At 75.7% G+C, this 17,131-nt stretch carries 11 protein-coding genes; 7 read left to right on the top strand and 4 right to left on the bottom strand.

The window, feature by feature from the left end; translation table 11 throughout:
• Positions 1-12: 12 nt before the first annotated feature.
• The gene (locus ACQEU6_RS22485) at positions 13-954 is read right to left on the bottom strand and encodes a threonine/serine dehydratase (RefSeq protein WP_499334672.1); all 942 of its coding nucleotides are present in this window, start codon (positions 952-954) and stop codon (positions 13-15) included.
• Between the two features lie 385 nt (positions 955-1,339).
• Between ACQEU6_RS22485 and ACQEU6_RS22480 the strand changes: the two genes are divergently transcribed.
• Positions 1,340-2,503 (top strand): FAD-dependent monooxygenase, encoded by a 1,164-nt coding sequence (locus ACQEU6_RS22480; RefSeq protein WP_499334671.1) that lies wholly within the window; start codon positions 1,340-1,342, stop codon positions 2,501-2,503.
• On the opposite strand, the gene ACQEU6_RS22475 is transcribed toward ACQEU6_RS22480, so the two are convergent.
• Complete coding sequence (locus ACQEU6_RS22475; protein ID WP_499340312.1) at positions 2,475-3,668, bottom strand: RNA polymerase sigma factor; 1,194 nt, start codon at positions 3,666-3,668, stop codon at positions 2,475-2,477. The two genes, ACQEU6_RS22480 and ACQEU6_RS22475, sit on opposite strands and share 29 nt — an antisense overlap.
• 189 nt (positions 3,669-3,857) lie before the next feature.
• Complete coding sequence (locus ACQEU6_RS22470) at positions 3,858-4,211, bottom strand: YciI family protein (RefSeq protein WP_258944075.1); 354 nt, start codon at positions 4,209-4,211, stop codon at positions 3,858-3,860.
• A gap of 367 nt (positions 4,212-4,578) precedes the next feature.
• On the opposite strand from ACQEU6_RS22470, the gene ACQEU6_RS22465 reads away from it, so the two are divergent.
• Entirely contained in the window at positions 4,579-5,484 is a 906-nt protein-coding gene (locus ACQEU6_RS22465; protein WP_499334669.1) for a Sco1979 family transcriptional regulator, read from the top strand.
• Positions 5,485-5,514: 30 nt separating this feature from the next.
• Here ACQEU6_RS22465 and ACQEU6_RS22460 read toward each other — a convergent pair whose 3' ends face one another.
• Entirely contained in the window at positions 5,515-6,075 is a 561-nt protein-coding gene (locus ACQEU6_RS22460; protein ID WP_499334668.1) for a dihydrofolate reductase family protein, read from the bottom strand.
• 139 nt (positions 6,076-6,214) lie between these two features.
• On the opposite strand from ACQEU6_RS22460, the gene ACQEU6_RS22455 reads away from it, so the two are divergent.
• From ACQEU6_RS22455 to ACQEU6_RS22435, 5 genes are all read left to right on the top strand, one after another.
• Positions 6,215-9,427 (top strand): AfsR/SARP family transcriptional regulator, encoded by a 3,213-nt coding sequence (locus ACQEU6_RS22455; protein WP_499334667.1) that lies wholly within the window; start codon positions 6,215-6,217, stop codon positions 9,425-9,427.
• 131 nt (positions 9,428-9,558) lie between these two features.
• Positions 9,559-12,897, top strand: coding sequence for an ABC transporter permease (locus ACQEU6_RS22450; protein WP_499334665.1), 3,339 nt, complete (start codon positions 9,559-9,561; stop codon positions 12,895-12,897).
• The gene (gene cas5 / locus ACQEU6_RS22445) at positions 12,894-15,485 is read left to right on the top strand and encodes a CRISPR-associated protein Cas5 (RefSeq protein WP_499334663.1); all 2,592 of its coding nucleotides are present in this window, start codon (positions 12,894-12,896) and stop codon (positions 15,483-15,485) included. Before ACQEU6_RS22450 ends, cas5 begins: the two co-directional genes overlap by 4 nt.
• Entirely contained in the window at positions 15,482-16,414 is a 933-nt protein-coding gene (locus ACQEU6_RS22440; protein WP_499334660.1) for an ABC transporter ATP-binding protein, read from the top strand. Before cas5 ends, ACQEU6_RS22440 begins: the two co-directional genes overlap by 4 nt.
• Positions 16,411-17,103, top strand: coding sequence for an ABC transporter ATP-binding protein (locus tag ACQEU6_RS22435; RefSeq protein WP_499334658.1), 693 nt, complete (start codon positions 16,411-16,413; stop codon positions 17,101-17,103). Before ACQEU6_RS22440 ends, ACQEU6_RS22435 begins: the two co-directional genes overlap by 4 nt.
• Positions 17,104-17,131: the final 28 nt, after the last annotated feature.

Raw genomic sequence — 17,131 nt, 5'->3', positions numbered from 1 at the left:
CGGCGACGGGCGTCAGGCCAGGTCGGACGGGTCGGTGTTGGCGCCGCACAGGACGACCACGACCCGCTCCCCGGGGGACGGCCGGTAGGCGCCGCCGCGGAGCGCGGCCACGGCGGCGGCCGTGCCGTGCTCGACGACCAGGCGGTACTCCTCCCACACGAACCGGCGGGCCTCGACGATCGCCTCGTCGGTGACCAGCACGGGGCGCACCCCGGTCCGGGACGCGACCGCGAACGCGATCTCACCCAGCCGGGTCGCGCCGAGGGAGTCCGCGGCGACCCCCGACACGTCCACGTCCACGGGGCGTCCGGCGTGCAGGGCGCGTTCGAGGGTCGGGATCGTCACGGGCTCGACGCCGACGACGCGCGCCCGCCCTTCGACCGCGGCGGCGACGCCCGCCATCAGCCCGCCGCCGCCGACCGCCAGCAGGACCGTGTCGGCCTCGCCGCCGGTCTGCTCCAGGATCTCCAGGCCGAGCGTGCCCTGGCCCGCGCACACCTCCGGCAGGTCGTAGGCGTGGCAGAACAGCGCGCCGGTGTCGGCGGCGCGTTTGACGGCGGCGTCCTGCGCCTCGGCGTACCGGGTGCCGACCCGCACGACCGCGGCGCCGAGGGCCCGCAGCCGCGCGACCTTCACCGCGGGCGCCGTCTCCGGCACGTACACCTCGGCCGGGACGCCCGCCCGCGCCGCCGCGTACGCGAAGGCCAGCCCCGCGTTCCCGCCGGACGCCGCGACGACCCCGGTCTCCGGGAGCCGCCCCTCCTCCCGCGCGGCCAGGATGTGGTTGAACGCGCCGCGCGCCTTGAACGACCCCGTGTGCTGCGTCAGTTCGAGCTTCAGCCACATCCGCCCGGCGGGCGCGAGCGGCCCCGGCTCGACCTCGACCACCGGCGTGCGGCGGACATGGCCCGCGACACGCTCCGCCGCGGCCTGGACGTCCGAGCGATCGACCACAGGTCTCCCCTTCCGAGCCATCAGCACCCAACCCAGTTTGGGACATGACCCCCGATAGGACCACCCCCGCCCCCACCCCGCCCGGCAGGGGCTGCTGACCGGTGTCCTCCGCTGCGCTCCGGACGCCGGGCTGGGTCACGGTTGGGGGGCGACCCCCCAACCCCCCCGGCAGGGGCTGCTGACCGGTGTCCTCCGCTGCGCTCCGGACGCCGGGCTGGGTCACGGTTGGGGGGCGACCCCCCAACCCCCCCGGCAGGGGCTGCTGACCGGCGTCCTCCGCTGCGCTCCGGACGCCGGTCAGCGACTCGTGCGGGTTTGGTCAGCGAGGGCGGCGAGTCTCTTGCTCGGCGCGGGAAACACGTCCCGCCCGACTAGGGAGGTCCCCATGAAGAACGTCCTCATCTCGGGTGCGAGCATCGGCGGCCCCGCGCTGGCGTACTGGCTGCGGCAGTACGGGTTCGGCGTGACGGTCGTGGAGGCGGCGCCCGGGCCGCGGGCCGGCGGGCAGGCGATCGACGTGCGCGGTCCGGCGCTGGAGGTCGCCGAGCGGATGGGCGTCCTCGACCGGATCCGCGAGCAGCGTGTCGAGATGCGTGGCATGTCCATGGTGGACGGGGACGGCAACGAGCTGTACCGCAGCGAGGAGTACACGGTCACCGGCGGCGACCTGAGCAGCGCCGACGTGGAGATCCTGCGGGACGACCTGTCCATGATCCTGGCGGACGCGGCCGGCGACGGCGTCGAGTACCTGTACGGCGACTCGATCGCCGGGCTGGAGCAGGATGAGGACGGCGTCCGGGTGATCTTCCAGAGCGGGCTGATCCGCACGTTCGACCTGGTCGTCGGCGCGGACGGCGCGCATTCCAACACCCGCCGGCTGGTGTTCGGGCCGGAGAAGGACTACCTCACCCACCTCGGCACCTACCTGTCGGTGTGGACGGCCCCGAACTTCCTCGGCCTGGACCGCTGGCAGGTGTTCCACCAGGTGCCGGGCAGCAGCTGGGGCGGCGGCGTGATGAGCGTCCGCGGCAACGACGAGGTCCGCGTCTACCTGGGGTTCGAGTCCGAGCGGCCGATCGAGTACGACCACCGCGACACCGCCGCGCAGAAGAAGATCATGGCGGACGCGCTGGCCGGCGGCGGCTGGGTGCTGCCCGAGCTGCTGGAGACCATGTGGGACGCGCCCGACTTCCACTTCGACTCGATGGCGCAGATCCACATGGACTCCTGGTCGAAGGGGCGGGTCGTCCTGCTCGGCGACGCGGGCTACTGCGGGTCGCCGCTGTCCGGGCAGGGCACGAGCATGGCCATGGTCGGCGCGTACGTGCTGGCCGGGGAGCTGAAGGCGGCGGGCGGCGACCACCGCGCCGCGTTCGCGAACTACGAGAAGGAGCTGCGCGGGTACGTCGCCGCCAACCAGGAGCTGGCGCTGACCAACAAGGCGCGGGTGGAGGCGCAGCGCAACGCCGAGACGGGCGCCGAGACCGAGGTCGTCGACTTCCAGGACTTCGGGGAGATCGTCAGCTCGTTCGCGGTGCGGGACTACTGAGCGAGGCGGCGCGGTCCAGCAGGACCCTGCGTTCGGGCGCGTTGCGGGTGAGTTCCGCGGCGCGCTCGAACTGCGCCCGGGCCTCCTCCCGGCGGCCGAGGCGGGCGAGCAGGTCGCCGCGGACGCTCGGCAGCAGGTGGTAGCCGCGCAGGACGGGCTCGTCCACCAGCGCGTCGGCGAGCTCCAGGCCCTTCTCGGGGCCGTCCGCCATGCCGACCGCCACGGCCCGGTTCAGCTCCACGACGGGGGACGGCGCGACGCGGGCGAGGATCTCGTAGAGGGCGGCGATCCGCGCCCAGTCGGTGTCCTCGGCGGTGAGCGCCTGCGCGTGGCAGGCGGCGATCGCGGCCTGCAGGACGTAGGGGCCGGGCGGCTCGCCGATCTTCTTCGCGCGCAGCAGCGCCTCGAACCCGCGGTGGATGAGGAGGCGGTCCCACCGGCCGCGGTCCTGCTCCGGGAGCGGGACGGGCTCCCCGGACGGCCCGGTGCGCGCCCGGGTGCGGGACGCCTGGATCTCCATCAGCGCGGCGAGCCCGTGCACCTCGGGTTCGCCGGGGGCCAGCTCGGCGAGGATGCGGCCGAGGCGCAGCGCCTCGCGGCACAGGTCCGCCCGCACCCACGCGTCGCCCGCGCTGGCGGCGTAGCCCTCGTTGAAGACGAGGTAGACGACCTCCAGGACGGAGGCCAGCCGGGCCGCGCGGCCCGGCCCCTGGGGCACCTCGAACGGGACGTTCGCCTCCGACAGCGTCCGTTTCGCCCGGACGATCCGCTGCGCCACGGTGGCCTCGGGGACGAGGAACGCGTGCGCGATCTCCTCGGTGGTGAGGCCGCCGAGCATGCGCAGCGTCAGCGCGACCCGCGCCTGCGCGGACAGCACGGGGTGGCAGGCGGTGAAGACCAGCCGGAGGACGTCGTCCTCGATGCGGTCGTCGTCCGGGACGTCGAACTCCTCGGGCGGCGCCTGGGTCTCCAGGTCGCGGCCCATCTCCTCGATCTTGTCGTCGAGCCGCCGCAGCCGCCGGATCCGGTCGACGGCGCGGCGCTTGCCGACGGCCATGAGCCAGGCGCCCGGGTTATCCGGGACGCCCGACTCGGGCCACTGTTCGAGCGCGGCGACCAGCGCGTCCTGCGCGAGTTCCTCGGCGAGCCCGATGTCGTGCACCATGCGGGCGAGACCGGCGATGATGCGCGCGGCCTCCAGCCGCCACACCGCGTCGACGGTCGCGTGCACGCCGGTGCCCCGCGCGGGCGCCTCCCGCGCCCCGGGCTCGTCCGTTGCCGTCACGCTGCCGATGAGAGCACCCGCACCGGCCGCCGCGCAAGCTCAGCGGCACGCCCGCCGGGCGCGGCGGGCTCACGCGCCGGGGATGTCCTCCGGCCCGAAGACCTGCTGGATGACGCCCTCGCCGTCGCCGACGATCGCCCAGAACCGCTTGGACAGCTCGATCGCCTCCTCGCGGGTGCCCACCTCGATGAGCGCGAACCCGACGACCGTCTCCTTCGCCTCGGCGAACGGGCCGTCGAGGACGGTGACCTTCCCGCCGGACGACTTGATCCGGGTGCCGCCGGGCTCCAGCCCGCCGGTCGCGAGCAGCACCCCGCTCCGGGACATCTCCTCGATGAACCTGCCCATCTCCGTCTGCAGCTTCTCGTCCGGCGGCCCGGCGGGGGCGGAACCGTCGTCCGTCGTCATCATCAGGAACCGCATGTCGTCTCCTCCGTTCACCGGCCGGTCCCTCCCGGCCGCTCACGAACGCGTCGAAGAGGGTGTGACCGGATCGACATCCCTGGCCGAAATCTTCCAAAGAATTTTTCTGCCTCGTATCGTGCCAGGTCATGGGGGAATCGAGCCGGATTCTCCCGAGCGTCCGCCGAGATGTCCATCGAAGAGGACATTCCGGACTAGTGGGCAAGTGAGTCTCCAACGAGTAACTTCATCCGGTGGAAAGTTTTTTCGCGCGTCGAGGAGGACGTCCCATGGGAGTTCCGGCACCGGTGTCCGGTGGGCCGTCCGCGCCGGGGGCGGGAGGCCCGGCGGCGCGCGAGCGGTGTCGCGCCGCGAAGTGCGGGGCCCCATGAGCGCCGCCGAGCCCGCGGGCGGTCCCGCGCGGGTCGCCCAGGACCACCGGACGGCGGGCCCGACGGTGCTGCGGATGCTGGTCGGCGCGCAGCTGCGCCGCTACCGGGAGGCCGCCGGCCTGTCCACCGAGGCCGCCGGATACGAGATCCGCGGCTCGCACTCCAAGATCAGCCGGATGGAGCTGGGCCGCGTCGGCTTCAAGGAGCGCGACGTCGCCGACCTGCTGACCCTCTACGGCGTGACCGACCCGTCGCTGCGCGGGCCGCTGCTGGAGCTGGCCGAGCACGCCAGCGCGCCGGGCTGGTGGCAGCCGTTCGGCGACGTGGTCCCGTCCTGGTTCGAGCCCTATCTCGGGCTGGAGCAGGGCGCGGTGCTCGTCCGCGTGTACGAGGTCCAGGACATCCCGGAGCTGCTGCAGACCAGGGACTACGCCCGCGCCCTCATCGCGGCCCGCTGTACGGAGGCGGAGCCCGAGGAGATCGAGCGGCGGGTGGAGCTGCGGATGCGCCGCCGCCGCGTGTTCGAGCGCCCGAATCCGCTGCGGCTGTGGGCGGTGCTGGACGAGGCGACGCTCCGCCGGACCGTCGGCGGCCCCGCCACGATGCGCGCCCAGATCGAGCACCTGGTCGAGATGGCGGCGCGGCCGAACGTCACCGTGCAGATCGTCCCGTTCGCCTCGGGCGGGCACACGGCGGAGGGCGGCCCGATGACGCTGCTGCGGTTCGCCGAGCCGGAGCTGCCCGACGTGGTCTACCTGGAGCACCTCACCTGCGCGCTCTACCCGGACCGGGCGTCCGACATCGCCCGCTACCGCGACGCCCTGAACCGCATCGGCGTCCAGGCCGAGCCCCCGGACCGCACCCCCGCGATCCTTCGCGAGGCCCTGGCCCGGCTCGGCTAGCCGCCGCGCGGGGCCGCGCGGCGGGCGGCCCTAACGCGCGGCGGGCACGTAGGTGGCGATGATGACGCCGGTCTTGAAGACCTCGGTGCCGGCGAGCTCGAACGCGGACGAGAACGCGTCGGCGTTCAGCAGCTCGCCGGTCTCGCGGGGGCCGACCAGCACCGGGTGGATCCACAGGCGCAGCTCGTCCAGCAGGCCGTGCTCGATGAGCGTCCGCGTCACCGGGCCGAAGCCGTACTGCAGGATGTCCTGGCCGTCCCGCTCCCTCAGCCTGGTGATCTCGGCGACGGCGTCCGCCCGCCGGATCGCGGTCGTGTCGCCCCAGCCGGGCTTGCGCAGCGAGTCGGACACGACGTAGTGGGGCAGGGTGTTCATCCGGACGCCGAAGTCGCCGGTGGCCTCCTCCATGGCCGGCCACGCCTGCGAGAACCCGTCGAACGTCTTGCGCCCCATCAGCACGGCGCCGCAGGAGAACAGCAGCTCCCTGGCGTAGGCGGCGGCCTCGTCCTGGAAGTAGGCCGAGGTCCAGTTCTGCGGGTTCTCGATGACGCCGTCGAGCGACACGTACGTCGAGTTGATGATCTTGCGCATGGTCTCCTCCGTCGGTGTGATCGTTCGCCTTCCGGCGCGGTGGGACCACTCTGCCCGAGAGCGTTTACCGCATCCTTACGCTTCCTTTCCCGCAGCCGCCCCGACGTGCCGGGGCGCGAGTTCGCATTAGGGTCGAAAGATGCGATTCGGGCTGCTCGGGCCGCTCGCGGTCTGGACCGACGACGGCGGGCTCGTCCCCGTGCCGGGGTTGAAGGTGCGGGCGCTGCTGGCGGACCTGCTCGTGCACGAGGGGCGTCCGGTCCCCGCCGACCGGCTGATCGACGACCTGTGGGGCGACGCGCCGCCCGGGAACCCGATGGGGGCGCTGTCGGCGAAGGTGTCGCAGCTGCGCCGCGTCCTGGAGGACGCCGAGTCGGGAGCGCGGGCGCTGGTGGAGTCGCGCCCGGCCGGATACCTGCTGGGCGCCGCCGACGAGCGGGTGGACGCCCGGTGCTTCGAGGCGCTGGTCGAGCGGGCGCGCGGCGCGGCGGAGCCGAAGGAGAGGGCGGCGCTGCTGGCCGAGGCGCTCGGGCGGTGGCGCGGGACCGCGCTCGCCGACTTCCGGGACGAGGAGTTCACGCGCGCGGCGGCGGCGAGGCTCGAAGAGCTGCGGCTGACCGCGCTGGAGGAGCACGCCGAGGTGCGGCTGGTGCTCGGCGAGCACGGCGCCCTGGCGGGCGAGCTCGCCGGCGCCGTCGAGCGTCACCCGCTGCGCGAGCGGCTGAGGGCCGCGCACATGCGGGCCCTCTACCGGTCCGGACGGCAGAACGAGGCGCTGGAGGGCTACGAGAGGTACCGGGTGCTGCTCGCCGACGAGCTGGGCCTGGACCCCGGCTCCGAGCTGGCCGCGCTCCAGCGGGCCGTCCTGCGGCAGGACCCCGGGCTGGACGGGCCCGCGGCCCCGGCGCCGCGGCGCCCGCGGTCGAACCTGCCCGTCCCGGCGACCGGGCTGATCGGCCGGGACGGCGCCGTCCGGGAGATCCGGGCGCGGATCGGCGCCGACCGGCTGGTCACGCTGACCGGACCGGGCGGGGTGGGCAAGACGCGCCTGGCGATCGAGACGGCGGCCGGGCTCGCGGACGCGTTCGGCGACGGGGTGTGGATGGCGGAGCTGGCGGGGCTGGAGCGCTCGACCGTGCCCGACCTCGCGGAGGTCGTGACGGCGATCCTCGACATCCGGGACGCGCCGGGCGCGCCCGCCGCGGCGCTCGACCGGCTGGCGGCGGCGCTCGGCGCCCGCAGGCTGCTGCTCGTCCTGGACAACTGCGAGCACGTGGTCGAGCAGGCCGCCGAGCTGGCGGACCGGCTGCTGCGCGGGGTGCCCGGCGTGCGCGTGCTGGCGACGAGCCGGGAGCCGCTCGGCCTGCCGGGCGAGGTCGTGTGGGCCGTCCCGCCGCTGGACGTGCCGGGCCGCGGCGACGACCCGGCCGCGTCGAGCGCGGTCCGGCTGTTCGCCGAGCGGGCGCGGGCGGCGTCGCGGGGGTTCCGGCTGGACGGGGACACGGCCGTGCGGGTCGGGGAGCTGTGCCGCAGGCTGGACGGCATCCCGCTCGCCCTGGAGCTCGCCGCGACCCGGGTGCGGACGCTCGGGGTCGAGGGGCTCGTCGAGCGGATCGACGACCGGTTCCGGTTGCTGTCGTCCGGGCACCGCGGCGCCCCGGCCCGGCAGCGCACGCTCACCGCGACGATCGACTGGAGCTGGGACCTGCTGGGCGGGCCGGAGCGCGCGGTGCTGCGCCGGCTGTCGGTGCACGCCGACGGCTGCACGGCCGGCTCGGCCGAGGCGGTGTGCGCGGGCGGGGACGTCCCGGACGCGGAGGTCCTCGACGTCCTGGTCCGGCTGGTCGACCGCTCGCTGGTCGTGATGACGGAGCGTCCCGGCGAGGGCCCCCGGTACCGGCTGCTGGAATCCGTCGCCGCCTACGCGGCCGAGCGGCTGGCGGAGGCCGGGGAGACGCGGCGCGCGGCGGCCGCGCACAGCCGCCACTACCGGGCTCTGGCCGAGCGCGCGGCGGGCCGTCTCACCGGATCCGAGCAGGCGCGGTGGCTGGCGACGCTGGACGTCGAATCGGCGAACCTGCGGGCCGCGCTCGACGCCGCCGGGTCGGCGGACGAGGCGTTGCGGCTGGTCAACGCGCTCGCCTGGTACTGGTTCCTGCGCGGACGGCTGACCGAGGCGCTGCGGTCGCTGGAGGCGGCCCTCGCGCGGGACGGCGGGTCGCCGGACGTCCGGGCCCGCGCGCTCGCGTGGCGGGCGGGGCTGGCCGTGCTCAAGGGCGCCCCCGGCGACTGGAAGGCCCGCCGCGACGAGGCCCTCGCCCTCGTCGACGCCACCGGCGACGACCGGCTGAAGGCGTGGGCGCGCTGGTTCCTGACGTTCGCCCGCGCCGAACTGGACGACACCGGCGCGGGCGCCGCGAGGCTGGAGGAGGCGCTCGCGGGGTTCCGCGCGTCCGGCGACCGGTGGGGCGAGGCGGCGGCGCTCGCCCAGCGCGCCATGCACGCCCACGCCCGCGGCGATCCCGCCGCGCTGGAGCGCGACGCCGAACGGGCCGCCGCGCTGTTCGCCGAGGTCGGCGACCGCTGGGGACGCCTCCAGGCGGTGGAGTGGCTCGGCGGTCTGGCGGAACTGACCGGCGACTACGACCGGGCCGAGCGGCTCCAGCACGACGCGCAGCGGATGGCCGAGGAGCTGCGGATGTGGCCGGACGTCGCCATGCGGATGGCGTGGCGCGGCTGGGTCGCCTACCTGCGCCGCGACCAGACGTCCGCGCGGCGGCTGTTCGGGCGGGCGCGCCGGGTCGCCGTGGAGCAGGGGTTCGCGCCCGCGGTCATGTTCGCCGACATCGGCCTCGGGCTGGCGGCGGAACGCGAGGGGCGGCCGGGTGACGCCGAGGACAGGCTGCGGCCCCTGCTGGCCGCGGCCCCGCCGGAGGAGTTCCCGCCCCTGTACCTGCCGATGATCCAGACCGGGCTGGGGCGCGCGGCGGAGGCGCGGGGCGACGCCGCGTCCGCCGTGCGGTACCAGCGGGACGCGCTCGCCGTCGCGATCAGGCTGGCCGCGCCGCGCGACCTCGCGGGCGCCCTGGAGGGCCTGGCCTGCGCGCTGGCCCTCGGCGGACGGCGCCGGGACGCGGCGGAGGCGCTCGGGAAGGCGGCGGCGGTCCGGGAGGCCGCCGGGGTGCCGCCCGGGCCCGTCGAGCAGGACGACGTCGACCGGGCCGTCGCGCGGATCGGGGACGCGGCCGGTCCGGACGCGTTCGCCGCCGGCGCCGGCCTCGATCCGGTGGAGATCCTGCGCCGCGCCGAGGCCGTCCCTCCGGAGGGCGCGTCCGTGTGGGCGGACCGGTAGGACGGGCGGCGGCGCCTCCCGAGGAGGGGGCTATCTGGTGATTCGCCCTTATTGCAAGAAGGTTGCGAATGGTCGCGGAATCATCACGACCCCTTGTGGACCCCCCTCACCTAGGGTGATCATGACCCCTCGTGGGACGACGGGGGTTGGTGCTCAGCCGGATCAGCGGCGACCGGACGCTGGTGCTGGCCGCCTGCGCGACCGCGCTGTTCGCAACGACCGTCCTCGCGGCGCTGGTCGGCTACACCGGGTCGGTGACGCGGGAGGGCCTGCGCCGCACGCTGGCCGACGCGACCTTCGAGTCCGTCGGGACGCGGCTCGGCACGCACGTCCCGGCCAACGGCCTCACCGAGGTGCAGGGGCAGGTCGACCGGACGCTCAAGCAGATCTACCGGGACGTCCCGCTGGCGGTCTCGATGAGCGTCCGCAGCGACTCCTACACGCTCCCGGGCCAGGAGAAGAGCGACCACCCCGACCTGACGGCGTTCGAGACCTACACCGGGATCGAGAAGCACGCGCGGCTCACCGGGGGACGCTGGCCCGCCGCGACCTCCGGCACGGGCTCCGGCGAGGTCGAGGCGGCCCTGCCCGGCGCCGCCGCCCGCGCGATGCACGCCGGCGTGGACGACGTCCTCACGCTGCACGGCCGCGTCGACAAGAAGTCGGTCGTGAAGGTGCGCGTCGTCGGGCTCTTCGAGGTCCCCGACCCGCGGAACTACTTCTGGCAGGACGACAAGCTCGTCACGACCGGCGTCGAACGGCTCGACTACACGAGCTACGGGCCGTTCGTGGTGCCGCCCGAGGTGTTCGCCGCCCGGTTCACCGGCACGGGCTCCGAGGCCCGCTTCACCGTCATGCCGGACCTGCGCGGCGTCGAGCCCGGTGAGCTCGGCCCCCTCGGCGACCGGGTCGCCGGCGGCGGCGACGCCTTCAGGAAGGCCGGCCACGGGACGCGGTTCAGCGTCGCGACGGACCTGCCCGACCTGACCGCGCAGCTGCGCACCGCCCTCCAGGTGGCGCGGTCCACGATGCTCATCCCCGTGATCCAGCTGATCCTGCTGGCCGGGTGCGCGTGGCTGCTGGTCGCGCGGCTGCTCGCCGACCACCGGCGCGGCGAGGTCGCGCTGCTGCGCACCCGCGGCCTCGGCATGCGCCAGCTCGCCCGGCTCGGCCTCGTCGAGGGCCTGCTGATCGTGCTGCCCGCCGCGGTGCTCGGCCCGCTGCTCGCCGGTCCGCTGCTGCGCCTGGCCGGGCATGCGCCCGCGGTGCGGGACTCGGGGCTGCGGCTGGACGCCGGGCCGCTCCTGCCGCTGTGGACCGTCTCGGTGCCGGCGGCGCTGGCCTGCGCCGTCGTCCTGACGGTCCCGACGCTGCGGGGCGCGAACCGGACGTTCGTGGAGGCCCAGGCCGGCATCGGGCGGCAGGGCCGCGGCGGCCTGCGCGGCTCGGGCACCGACCTCGCCCTGCTGCTCGTCGCCGGGCTCGCGATCTGGCAGCTCACCCGGTACGGGGCGGACGGCGCGGGCGCCTCCGGCGGCGGCACGGGCGGCATCGACCCGTTCATCGTGTCCGGCCCCGCCCTGGCCCTGCTCGCCGGCGGGGTGCTCCTGCTCCGCCTCGTGCCGGTCGTCTCCCGCGCGGCCGAGCGGGTCGCGACCCGCAGGCGCGGGCTCGTGGCCGTCCTCGGCACCCGGCAGGTCGGGCGGCGCCAGCTCCGCTACACCGGCCCGGTCCTGCTGCTGGTGATGGCGATGGCCGTCGGGGTGCTGTCGGTCACGACGATGGCGACCTGGCGGCGGTCGCAGACCGACCAGGCCGACTTCCAGAGCGGAGCCGACCTGCGGCTGTCCGCCTCGTCCCGGGAGGGCGGCCCGGAACCGCTCGGGCGCGCCGGACGGTTCGCGGCGCTGCCCGGCGTCTCGGCCGCGACCGGGGTCCTGCGCATGGACGCCGACCTCGGCACCGAACCCGCCGCGCTGCTCGGCGTGGACGCCAGGGCGATCGCCCCGCTCCTGCGCGTCTCTCCCGGCCTGCGCGGCGACCTGCGGCTGGACGAGCTGGCGCGGGCCCGTCCGGCCGTCCCGGCGCTGACCGTCCCCGGCGAGCCGAAGCGGCTGCTGTTCGACATGCGCCTCAGCCGCACCGGCCCGGACGCCGAAGTGCCCCCCGACTACGTGCCGCCGTTCGGCGACGGCTACAGGTTCGCGGTGACCGTCGTGGACGCGCGCGGCCTGACCCGGCAGGTGACCCTGCCCGGCCTCGACGCGGACGGCGACGCGCACACCCTGGCCCTGGACACCGCCCAGCTCGCCGGTGAGGACGGTGTGCCGTCCTACCCCCTGACGATCCGCGGCCTCCACTTCGCCTACGACGACAACAAGATCTCGGGCAGGCTCGAACTGGAGCTGCGGAGCGTCAGGGGCGAGGGCACCGGCCCGGCAGCGCGGCCCGCGCAGAGCCGCTGGGACGCCTTCGCCAGACCTCAGGACCCCGAGCACCCGATCAAGGTGAGCGTCTCCGCCGCGAAGGACGCCCTGGCGACGCTGACGATCCCCTCGTCGCCCGCCCCGGACCGCCAGGGCTTCTACGGCTACGCGACGGGCACGGCCGTCCACGCGGTGCTCGGCACGCCCCACCCGCCCTCGCACGACGGGCGGAACACCGAGCTGCTGCCGGTCGTGCCGGGCGTCATCACCAAGGAGATGGCGGGTCGCGCCAAGGTCGGCGTCGGCGGCACCGTCACCGTGAACACCCTCGACGGCGACCAGCCCGTCAAGGTCGCGGGCATCGCGCCCGCGCTGCCGAGCGTGGCGCCCGGCCTGCCGGCCGTCCTGGTCGACCTGCCCACCCTCACCCAGTCACGGCTCGCCGCAGAGGGCGCCGCGGGCGACACGATCACGCCCCGGGAGTGGTGGGCGTCGGCGCGGGACGGCCGCACCGGCCCGGCCGTCCGGGACCTCGCCCGGCATCCCGCCTGGGGAGAGGTCGCGGCCGACCGCGTCGAGACGCGCTCCCGGCTCCGCGACGCCCCGCTCGGCGCGGCGCTCCAGGGCGCGCTCGTCATCGGCTTCGCCGCGGCGCTGGCGTTCGCGGTCATCGCGTTCGTGGTGAACGCGGCGGTGACCGCCGGCGAGCGGTACCGCGAGTTCGCGGTGCTCCGGGCGCTCGGCGTGCCGCCCCGCCAGGTCGCCGGGATGCTCGCGATCGAGCAGGCCTACCTGGTCGGGCTCGGGCTGCTCGGCGGGACCGTCCTCGGCCTGGTCGTGGCGCGGCTCGTCGTCCCGCACATCGTGCTGAGCGTGCAGGCCGCCGAGCCGTACCCGCCCGCCGGGCTGGTCGTCCAGTGGCCCGTGGTGCTGGCCGTCCTCGGAGGGGTGGCGGCGGTGCTCGGGCTCGTGCTCGCGCCCGTCGTCCGGACGCTTCGGCGCCGGGATCTCGGCGCCGGCCTGCGCGTGGGGGAGGACCGATGAGAGGTGCCGGGATGCGGCTCGCCCGCGCGCAGTGGGCGCCGCTCACCGCGCTGGCCGTGCTGACGCTGGTGTCGGCGCTGCTCGCCGTCGTCGTCCCGTCCCGGACCACCGCCGGATACGACCGCGCCGCGGCCGCGGCCGCCGGGCCCGGGGCCGCCGTCCGCGTGAAGGGCACCGCGGGCGGCCCCGCCGCCTTCGCCGCCGTCCCCGGCGACGCGGCCCTGAACGGCAACGCCCTCACCTGGCGGGAGCTGATGCCCCGGTCCCTCAGCGAGGTCACCGGCGAGCCCGAGGCCTCGGTCACCTCGCCCGCCGCCAGGGTCGCGGGGACCTTCTCCCGTCCGAGGTTCCTGTACCTGGGCTGGGAACCGGGCGCGTGGCGGCGCATCCGCGTCGTCTCCGGCGGCTTCCCCGAGAACAAGCCGGGCCAGACGAGCGGCGACATGAACGTGGTGGTCGCCAAGGCCTACGCCGACCGGCTCGGCTACAAGATCGGCGACCGTATCGAGGTCGGCTCCAGGACCGTCCGCCTCAGCGGCCTCTACGTGCCGGTGAACGCCGCCGACCCGTTCTGGGCGCCGCGCGCCCGGATCCTGCACCCGACCGTCGAGATCATCACGCTCCCCCCGAACTCGACCCTGGAGGTCGACGCGGGCACGGCGCTGATCGACCCCGCCGGGTACGCGCGCCTCACGCGCGACCCGGGCCTGAAGCTGAACTACGACTGGCGGTTCCCGGTGCGCGACGGCGCGGTCAGCGCCGCCCAGGGCCGCGCCATGGCCGACGACCTCGACGCCTTCCGCTCCGCCGTCAAGGGGCGCGCCGACATCTTCCCCTGCGAGGTCTCCACCCCCCTCGACGTGCAGCTGAAGGAGTTCGCCGGACGGCTCCACACCGCCCAGTCCGTCGTCGGCCTGGCCTTCGGCGGCCTCGTCGCCGTCGCCGCCGGGCTGCTGCTGCTCGCCGCCGGGCTCCTCGGCGAGCGGCTCCGGCCGGTCCTCGGCGTGATGCGGGCCCGCGGCGCCTCGCTGCGCCAGATCGCCGTGCCCGCCCTGGGACTGACCGCGCTCGCCGTCGTCCCGCCCGCCGCGCTCGGGTACGCGGCGGGACGGCTCCTGGACGCCGGCCCGCCGCAGGCCGCCTCGCTGTACGCGATCGGGCTGCTCGTCGCGGCCGTGCTGGGCGTCCCGGCGGCCATGGTCCTGCGGGAGCGCGGCGGCGGACTCGGCTCGGTCACCGACCGCCGCGACGACCTCGTCGCGGCGCGCCCGTCGCGGCGGCGGCTCGTCCTGGACGGCCTGCTGGTGGTGCTCGCCGTGATCGGCGTCGTGCTGCTGCGCGGGCGCGGCGCCTCCGCCGGGACCGATCCGCTGGTCGCCGCCGTCCCCGCCCTGCTCGGCGCGGCGCTCGGCGTGCTCGTCCTGCGGGCCTACCCGTACCTGCTGCGGGCCGCCGGGCCGCTGCTGCGGCGGCGGACCGGGGCCGTCGCGTTCATCGGCCTCGCCCGCGCGTCCCGGCAGAACCTCGTCGGGGCGCTGCCGCTGGCCGTCCTGCTGCTGGCCGCCACCATCGCCGGCTTCACCTCCACCGTGGACAGGGGGCTGCGGGCCGGGCAGGAGCGCGCCTCGTGGGCCGAGACCGGCGGCGACGCCCGCGTCGACGCCGGGTCGCTGGACGAGGCGGGGCTCCGCCGCATCCGCGCGGTGCGCGGCGTCACCGGCGCCGTCCGGGTCCGGGTCATCGCGCGGGCCTCGTCCGCGACCGACCAGGCGCCCCTGACCGTGGTCGGCGTGGACCTCGACGCCTACCGCAGGCTCGCGCCCGACGTGCCCGGCATCCCGGACACCGACACGGGCGTGCTGGTGTCGCCCCTCGCCTCCCGCACCCTGCTGGGCTCGTCGAGCACCGGCACCGTGACGCTCGGCCGCGCGGGCATGGACCCGGTGACCGTCAGGCCGTCCACCCAGATCGTGCGCTTCCCCGGCCAGGAGAAGAACAGCGCCTTCGTGATCGTCCCCTACCGGATGGTCGCCACCGCGACGGGCTTCCCGTCGCAGGTCTTCGTGACCGGCGGCGACATCGACGCCAAGGCGCTGCGCGCCGCGGCCCCGGGGAGCGATGTCGTGCTGCGGCAGCGGGTGCTGCGGGACATGACGGAACAGCCGCTGGTGCCGGTCGTCCACGACGCCTTCCGGAACGGCGCCCTCGCCGGCGGCGTGTTCGGGATGCTCGCCGTCCTGCTCATGCTCGTCGTGGGCGCCCGCGCCCGCGGCCGGACGGTCGCCCACCTGCGCGCCCTCGGGCTGAGCCGCCGGCAGAGCCGCCGCCTCGCCCTCGTCGAGCTCGCGCCCGTCCTGCTCTGCGCGGTCGGCGCCGGATGGGTCCTCGGCCTCCTGCTGCCGGAGATCACCGGGCCCGTCGTGGACCTGCGCCCCTACACCGGCGGCTTCGCCGTCACCGCCCACGTCCCGGGAGTGCCGGCGCTGCTCGGCCTGCTCGCCGCGCTGCTGCTGGCGGCCGCCGCCGCCGTCGCGGTCGACCGCGCCTTCGACACCGACCCCGGCAACGCCCTGAGAACGGGGGAATGATGACCGAAACGACCGACCTCGCCGAGCTGGAGCGCCGCGCCGCCGAGCGCGGCCCCGTCTACGGCGAGGGCGCCCACATCGTCTGCGACAACCTGGTGCGCATCTACAAGACCGACGGCGTCGAGGTCGTCGCCCTCCAGGGACTCGACCTGCTCGTCGACCCCGGCGAGCTCGTCGCCATCGTGGGCGCGTCCGGCTCGGGGAAGTCGACGCTGCTGAACATCCTGTCCGGCCTGGACGTGCCGACCGCCGGCGTCGCCCGCGTCGCCGGCTCGGACCTGCTGACCATGGCGTCCAAGGAGCGGCTGGAGTTCCGGCGCGAGAAGGTCGGGTTCATCTGGCAGCAGACGTCCCGCAACCTCCTGCCGTACCTGACCGCCGCGCAGAACGTCGAGCTGCCCATGAAGTTCGCCGGGCGGTCGCGCCGCGAGCGCGCCACCCGCGCCGCCGAGCTGCTCGGCATGCTGGACGTCGGCGACTGCGCGGACCGCCGCCCGGGGGAGCTGTCCGGCGGCCAGCAGCAGCGCATGGCGATCGCCGTGGCCGTCGCCAACGAACCCCAGGTCGTGCTGGCCGACGAGCCGACCGGCGAGCTCGACACCGGCACCGCCGCCAAGGTGTTCGCCTCCCTCCGCCGCGTCAACGAGGAGCTCGGCACCACCGTCGTGGTCGTCACCCACGACGCGCAGGTGTCCGAGCGCGTCGACCGGACCATCGGCATCCGCGACGGCCGCACCAGCGTCGAGGTCCGCCGCCGGTCCGGGGACGACGGGACCCGCGTCGTCGAGGAGCACGCCCTCCTCGACCGCGTCGGCCGCGTCCAGCTTCCCCAGGGCTTCACCCAGGCCCTGGGCATGCGCGACCGCGTCCGCCTCGCCCTGGAGAACGACCACGTCGGCGTCTGGCCCGACCGGGAGGAGAGCGAATGACCGCGCCGATGGTGGCCGTGGAGGGGCTGGTCCGGACCTTCCGGACGGGCAGGATCGAGGTTCCGGCCCTGCGCGGGGCGTCCTTCACGATCGCGCCCGGCGAGCTCGTCGCCGTGCGGGGCCGCTCGGGCTCCGGCAAGACGACGCTCCTCAACCTGATCGGCGGCCTGGACAGCCCCGACGGCGGCACCGTCCACGTCGACGGGCGCGACGTCGGCGCGCTCTCCGAGGACGACCTCCTCGCCCTGCGCCGCGACGACATCGGCTACGTGTTCCAGTCGCACGGCCTGATCCCCGTCCTGTCGGCCGCCGAGAACGTCGAGGTCCCGCTGCGCCTCGTCCGCACGCCGCACGCCGAGCGGGACGAGCGCGTCCGCGTCCTGCTCGGCCTCGTCGGCCTGGCCGACCACGCGCTGCAGCGCCCCTACGAGCTCTCCGGCGGCCAGCGCCAGCGCGTGGCGATCGCCCGCGCCCTCGCCAACCGCCCCCGCCTGCTCCTCGCCGACGAGCCCACGGGCCAGCTCGACTCCGAGACCGCCGCCGCCATCATGCCGCTGCTCCGGGCGGTCGTCTCCAGCGAGGGCGTGACCGTCCTGGTGGCGACCCACGACCAGACCCTCCTCGCGGAGGCCGACCGCGTCCTGACCCTGGAGGACGGCGCCGTCACCGAGGCGTCCGTCCCCGCCTGACGTCACCCGGCGCCGTCGCCCCGGTCGT

The organism is Spirillospora sp. CA-108201 (genome assembly GCF_050936235.1).
Lineage (GTDB): Bacteria > Actinomycetota > Actinomycetes > Streptosporangiales > Streptosporangiaceae > Spirillospora.
Note: the sequence above shows the minus strand (reverse complement) of the source record. Positions and strands in the feature narration are given on the sequence as shown.

What these genes read in the sequence shown, in the direction of transcription:
- ACQEU6_RS22480 (WP_499334671.1), top strand. Translation starts at nt 1,340, where the DNA reads ATGAAGAACGTCCTCATCTCGGGTGCGAGCATCGGCGGCCCCGCGCTG.
- ACQEU6_RS22475 (WP_499340312.1), bottom strand. Translation starts at nt 3,668, where the DNA reads ATGGTGCACGACATCGGGCTCGCCGAGGAACTCGCGCAGGACGCGCTG.
- ACQEU6_RS22470 (WP_258944075.1), bottom strand. Translation starts at nt 4,211, where the DNA reads ATGCGGTTCCTGATGATGACGACGGACGACGGTTCCGCCCCCGCCGGG.
- ACQEU6_RS22465 (WP_499334669.1), top strand. Translation starts at nt 4,579, where the DNA reads ATGAGCGCCGCCGAGCCCGCGGGCGGTCCCGCGCGGGTCGCCCAGGAC.
- ACQEU6_RS22460 (WP_499334668.1), bottom strand. Translation starts at nt 6,075, where the DNA reads ATGCGCAAGATCATCAACTCGACGTACGTGTCGCTCGACGGCGTCATC.
- ACQEU6_RS22455 (WP_499334667.1), top strand. Translation starts at nt 6,215, where the DNA reads ATGCGATTCGGGCTGCTCGGGCCGCTCGCGGTCTGGACCGACGACGGC.
- cas5 (WP_499334663.1), top strand. Translation starts at nt 12,894, where the DNA reads ATGAGAGGTGCCGGGATGCGGCTCGCCCGCGCGCAGTGGGCGCCGCTC.
- ACQEU6_RS22440 (WP_499334660.1), top strand. Translation starts at nt 15,482, where the DNA reads ATGATGACCGAAACGACCGACCTCGCCGAGCTGGAGCGCCGCGCCGCC.
- ACQEU6_RS22435 (WP_499334658.1), top strand. Translation starts at nt 16,411, where the DNA reads ATGACCGCGCCGATGGTGGCCGTGGAGGGGCTGGTCCGGACCTTCCGG.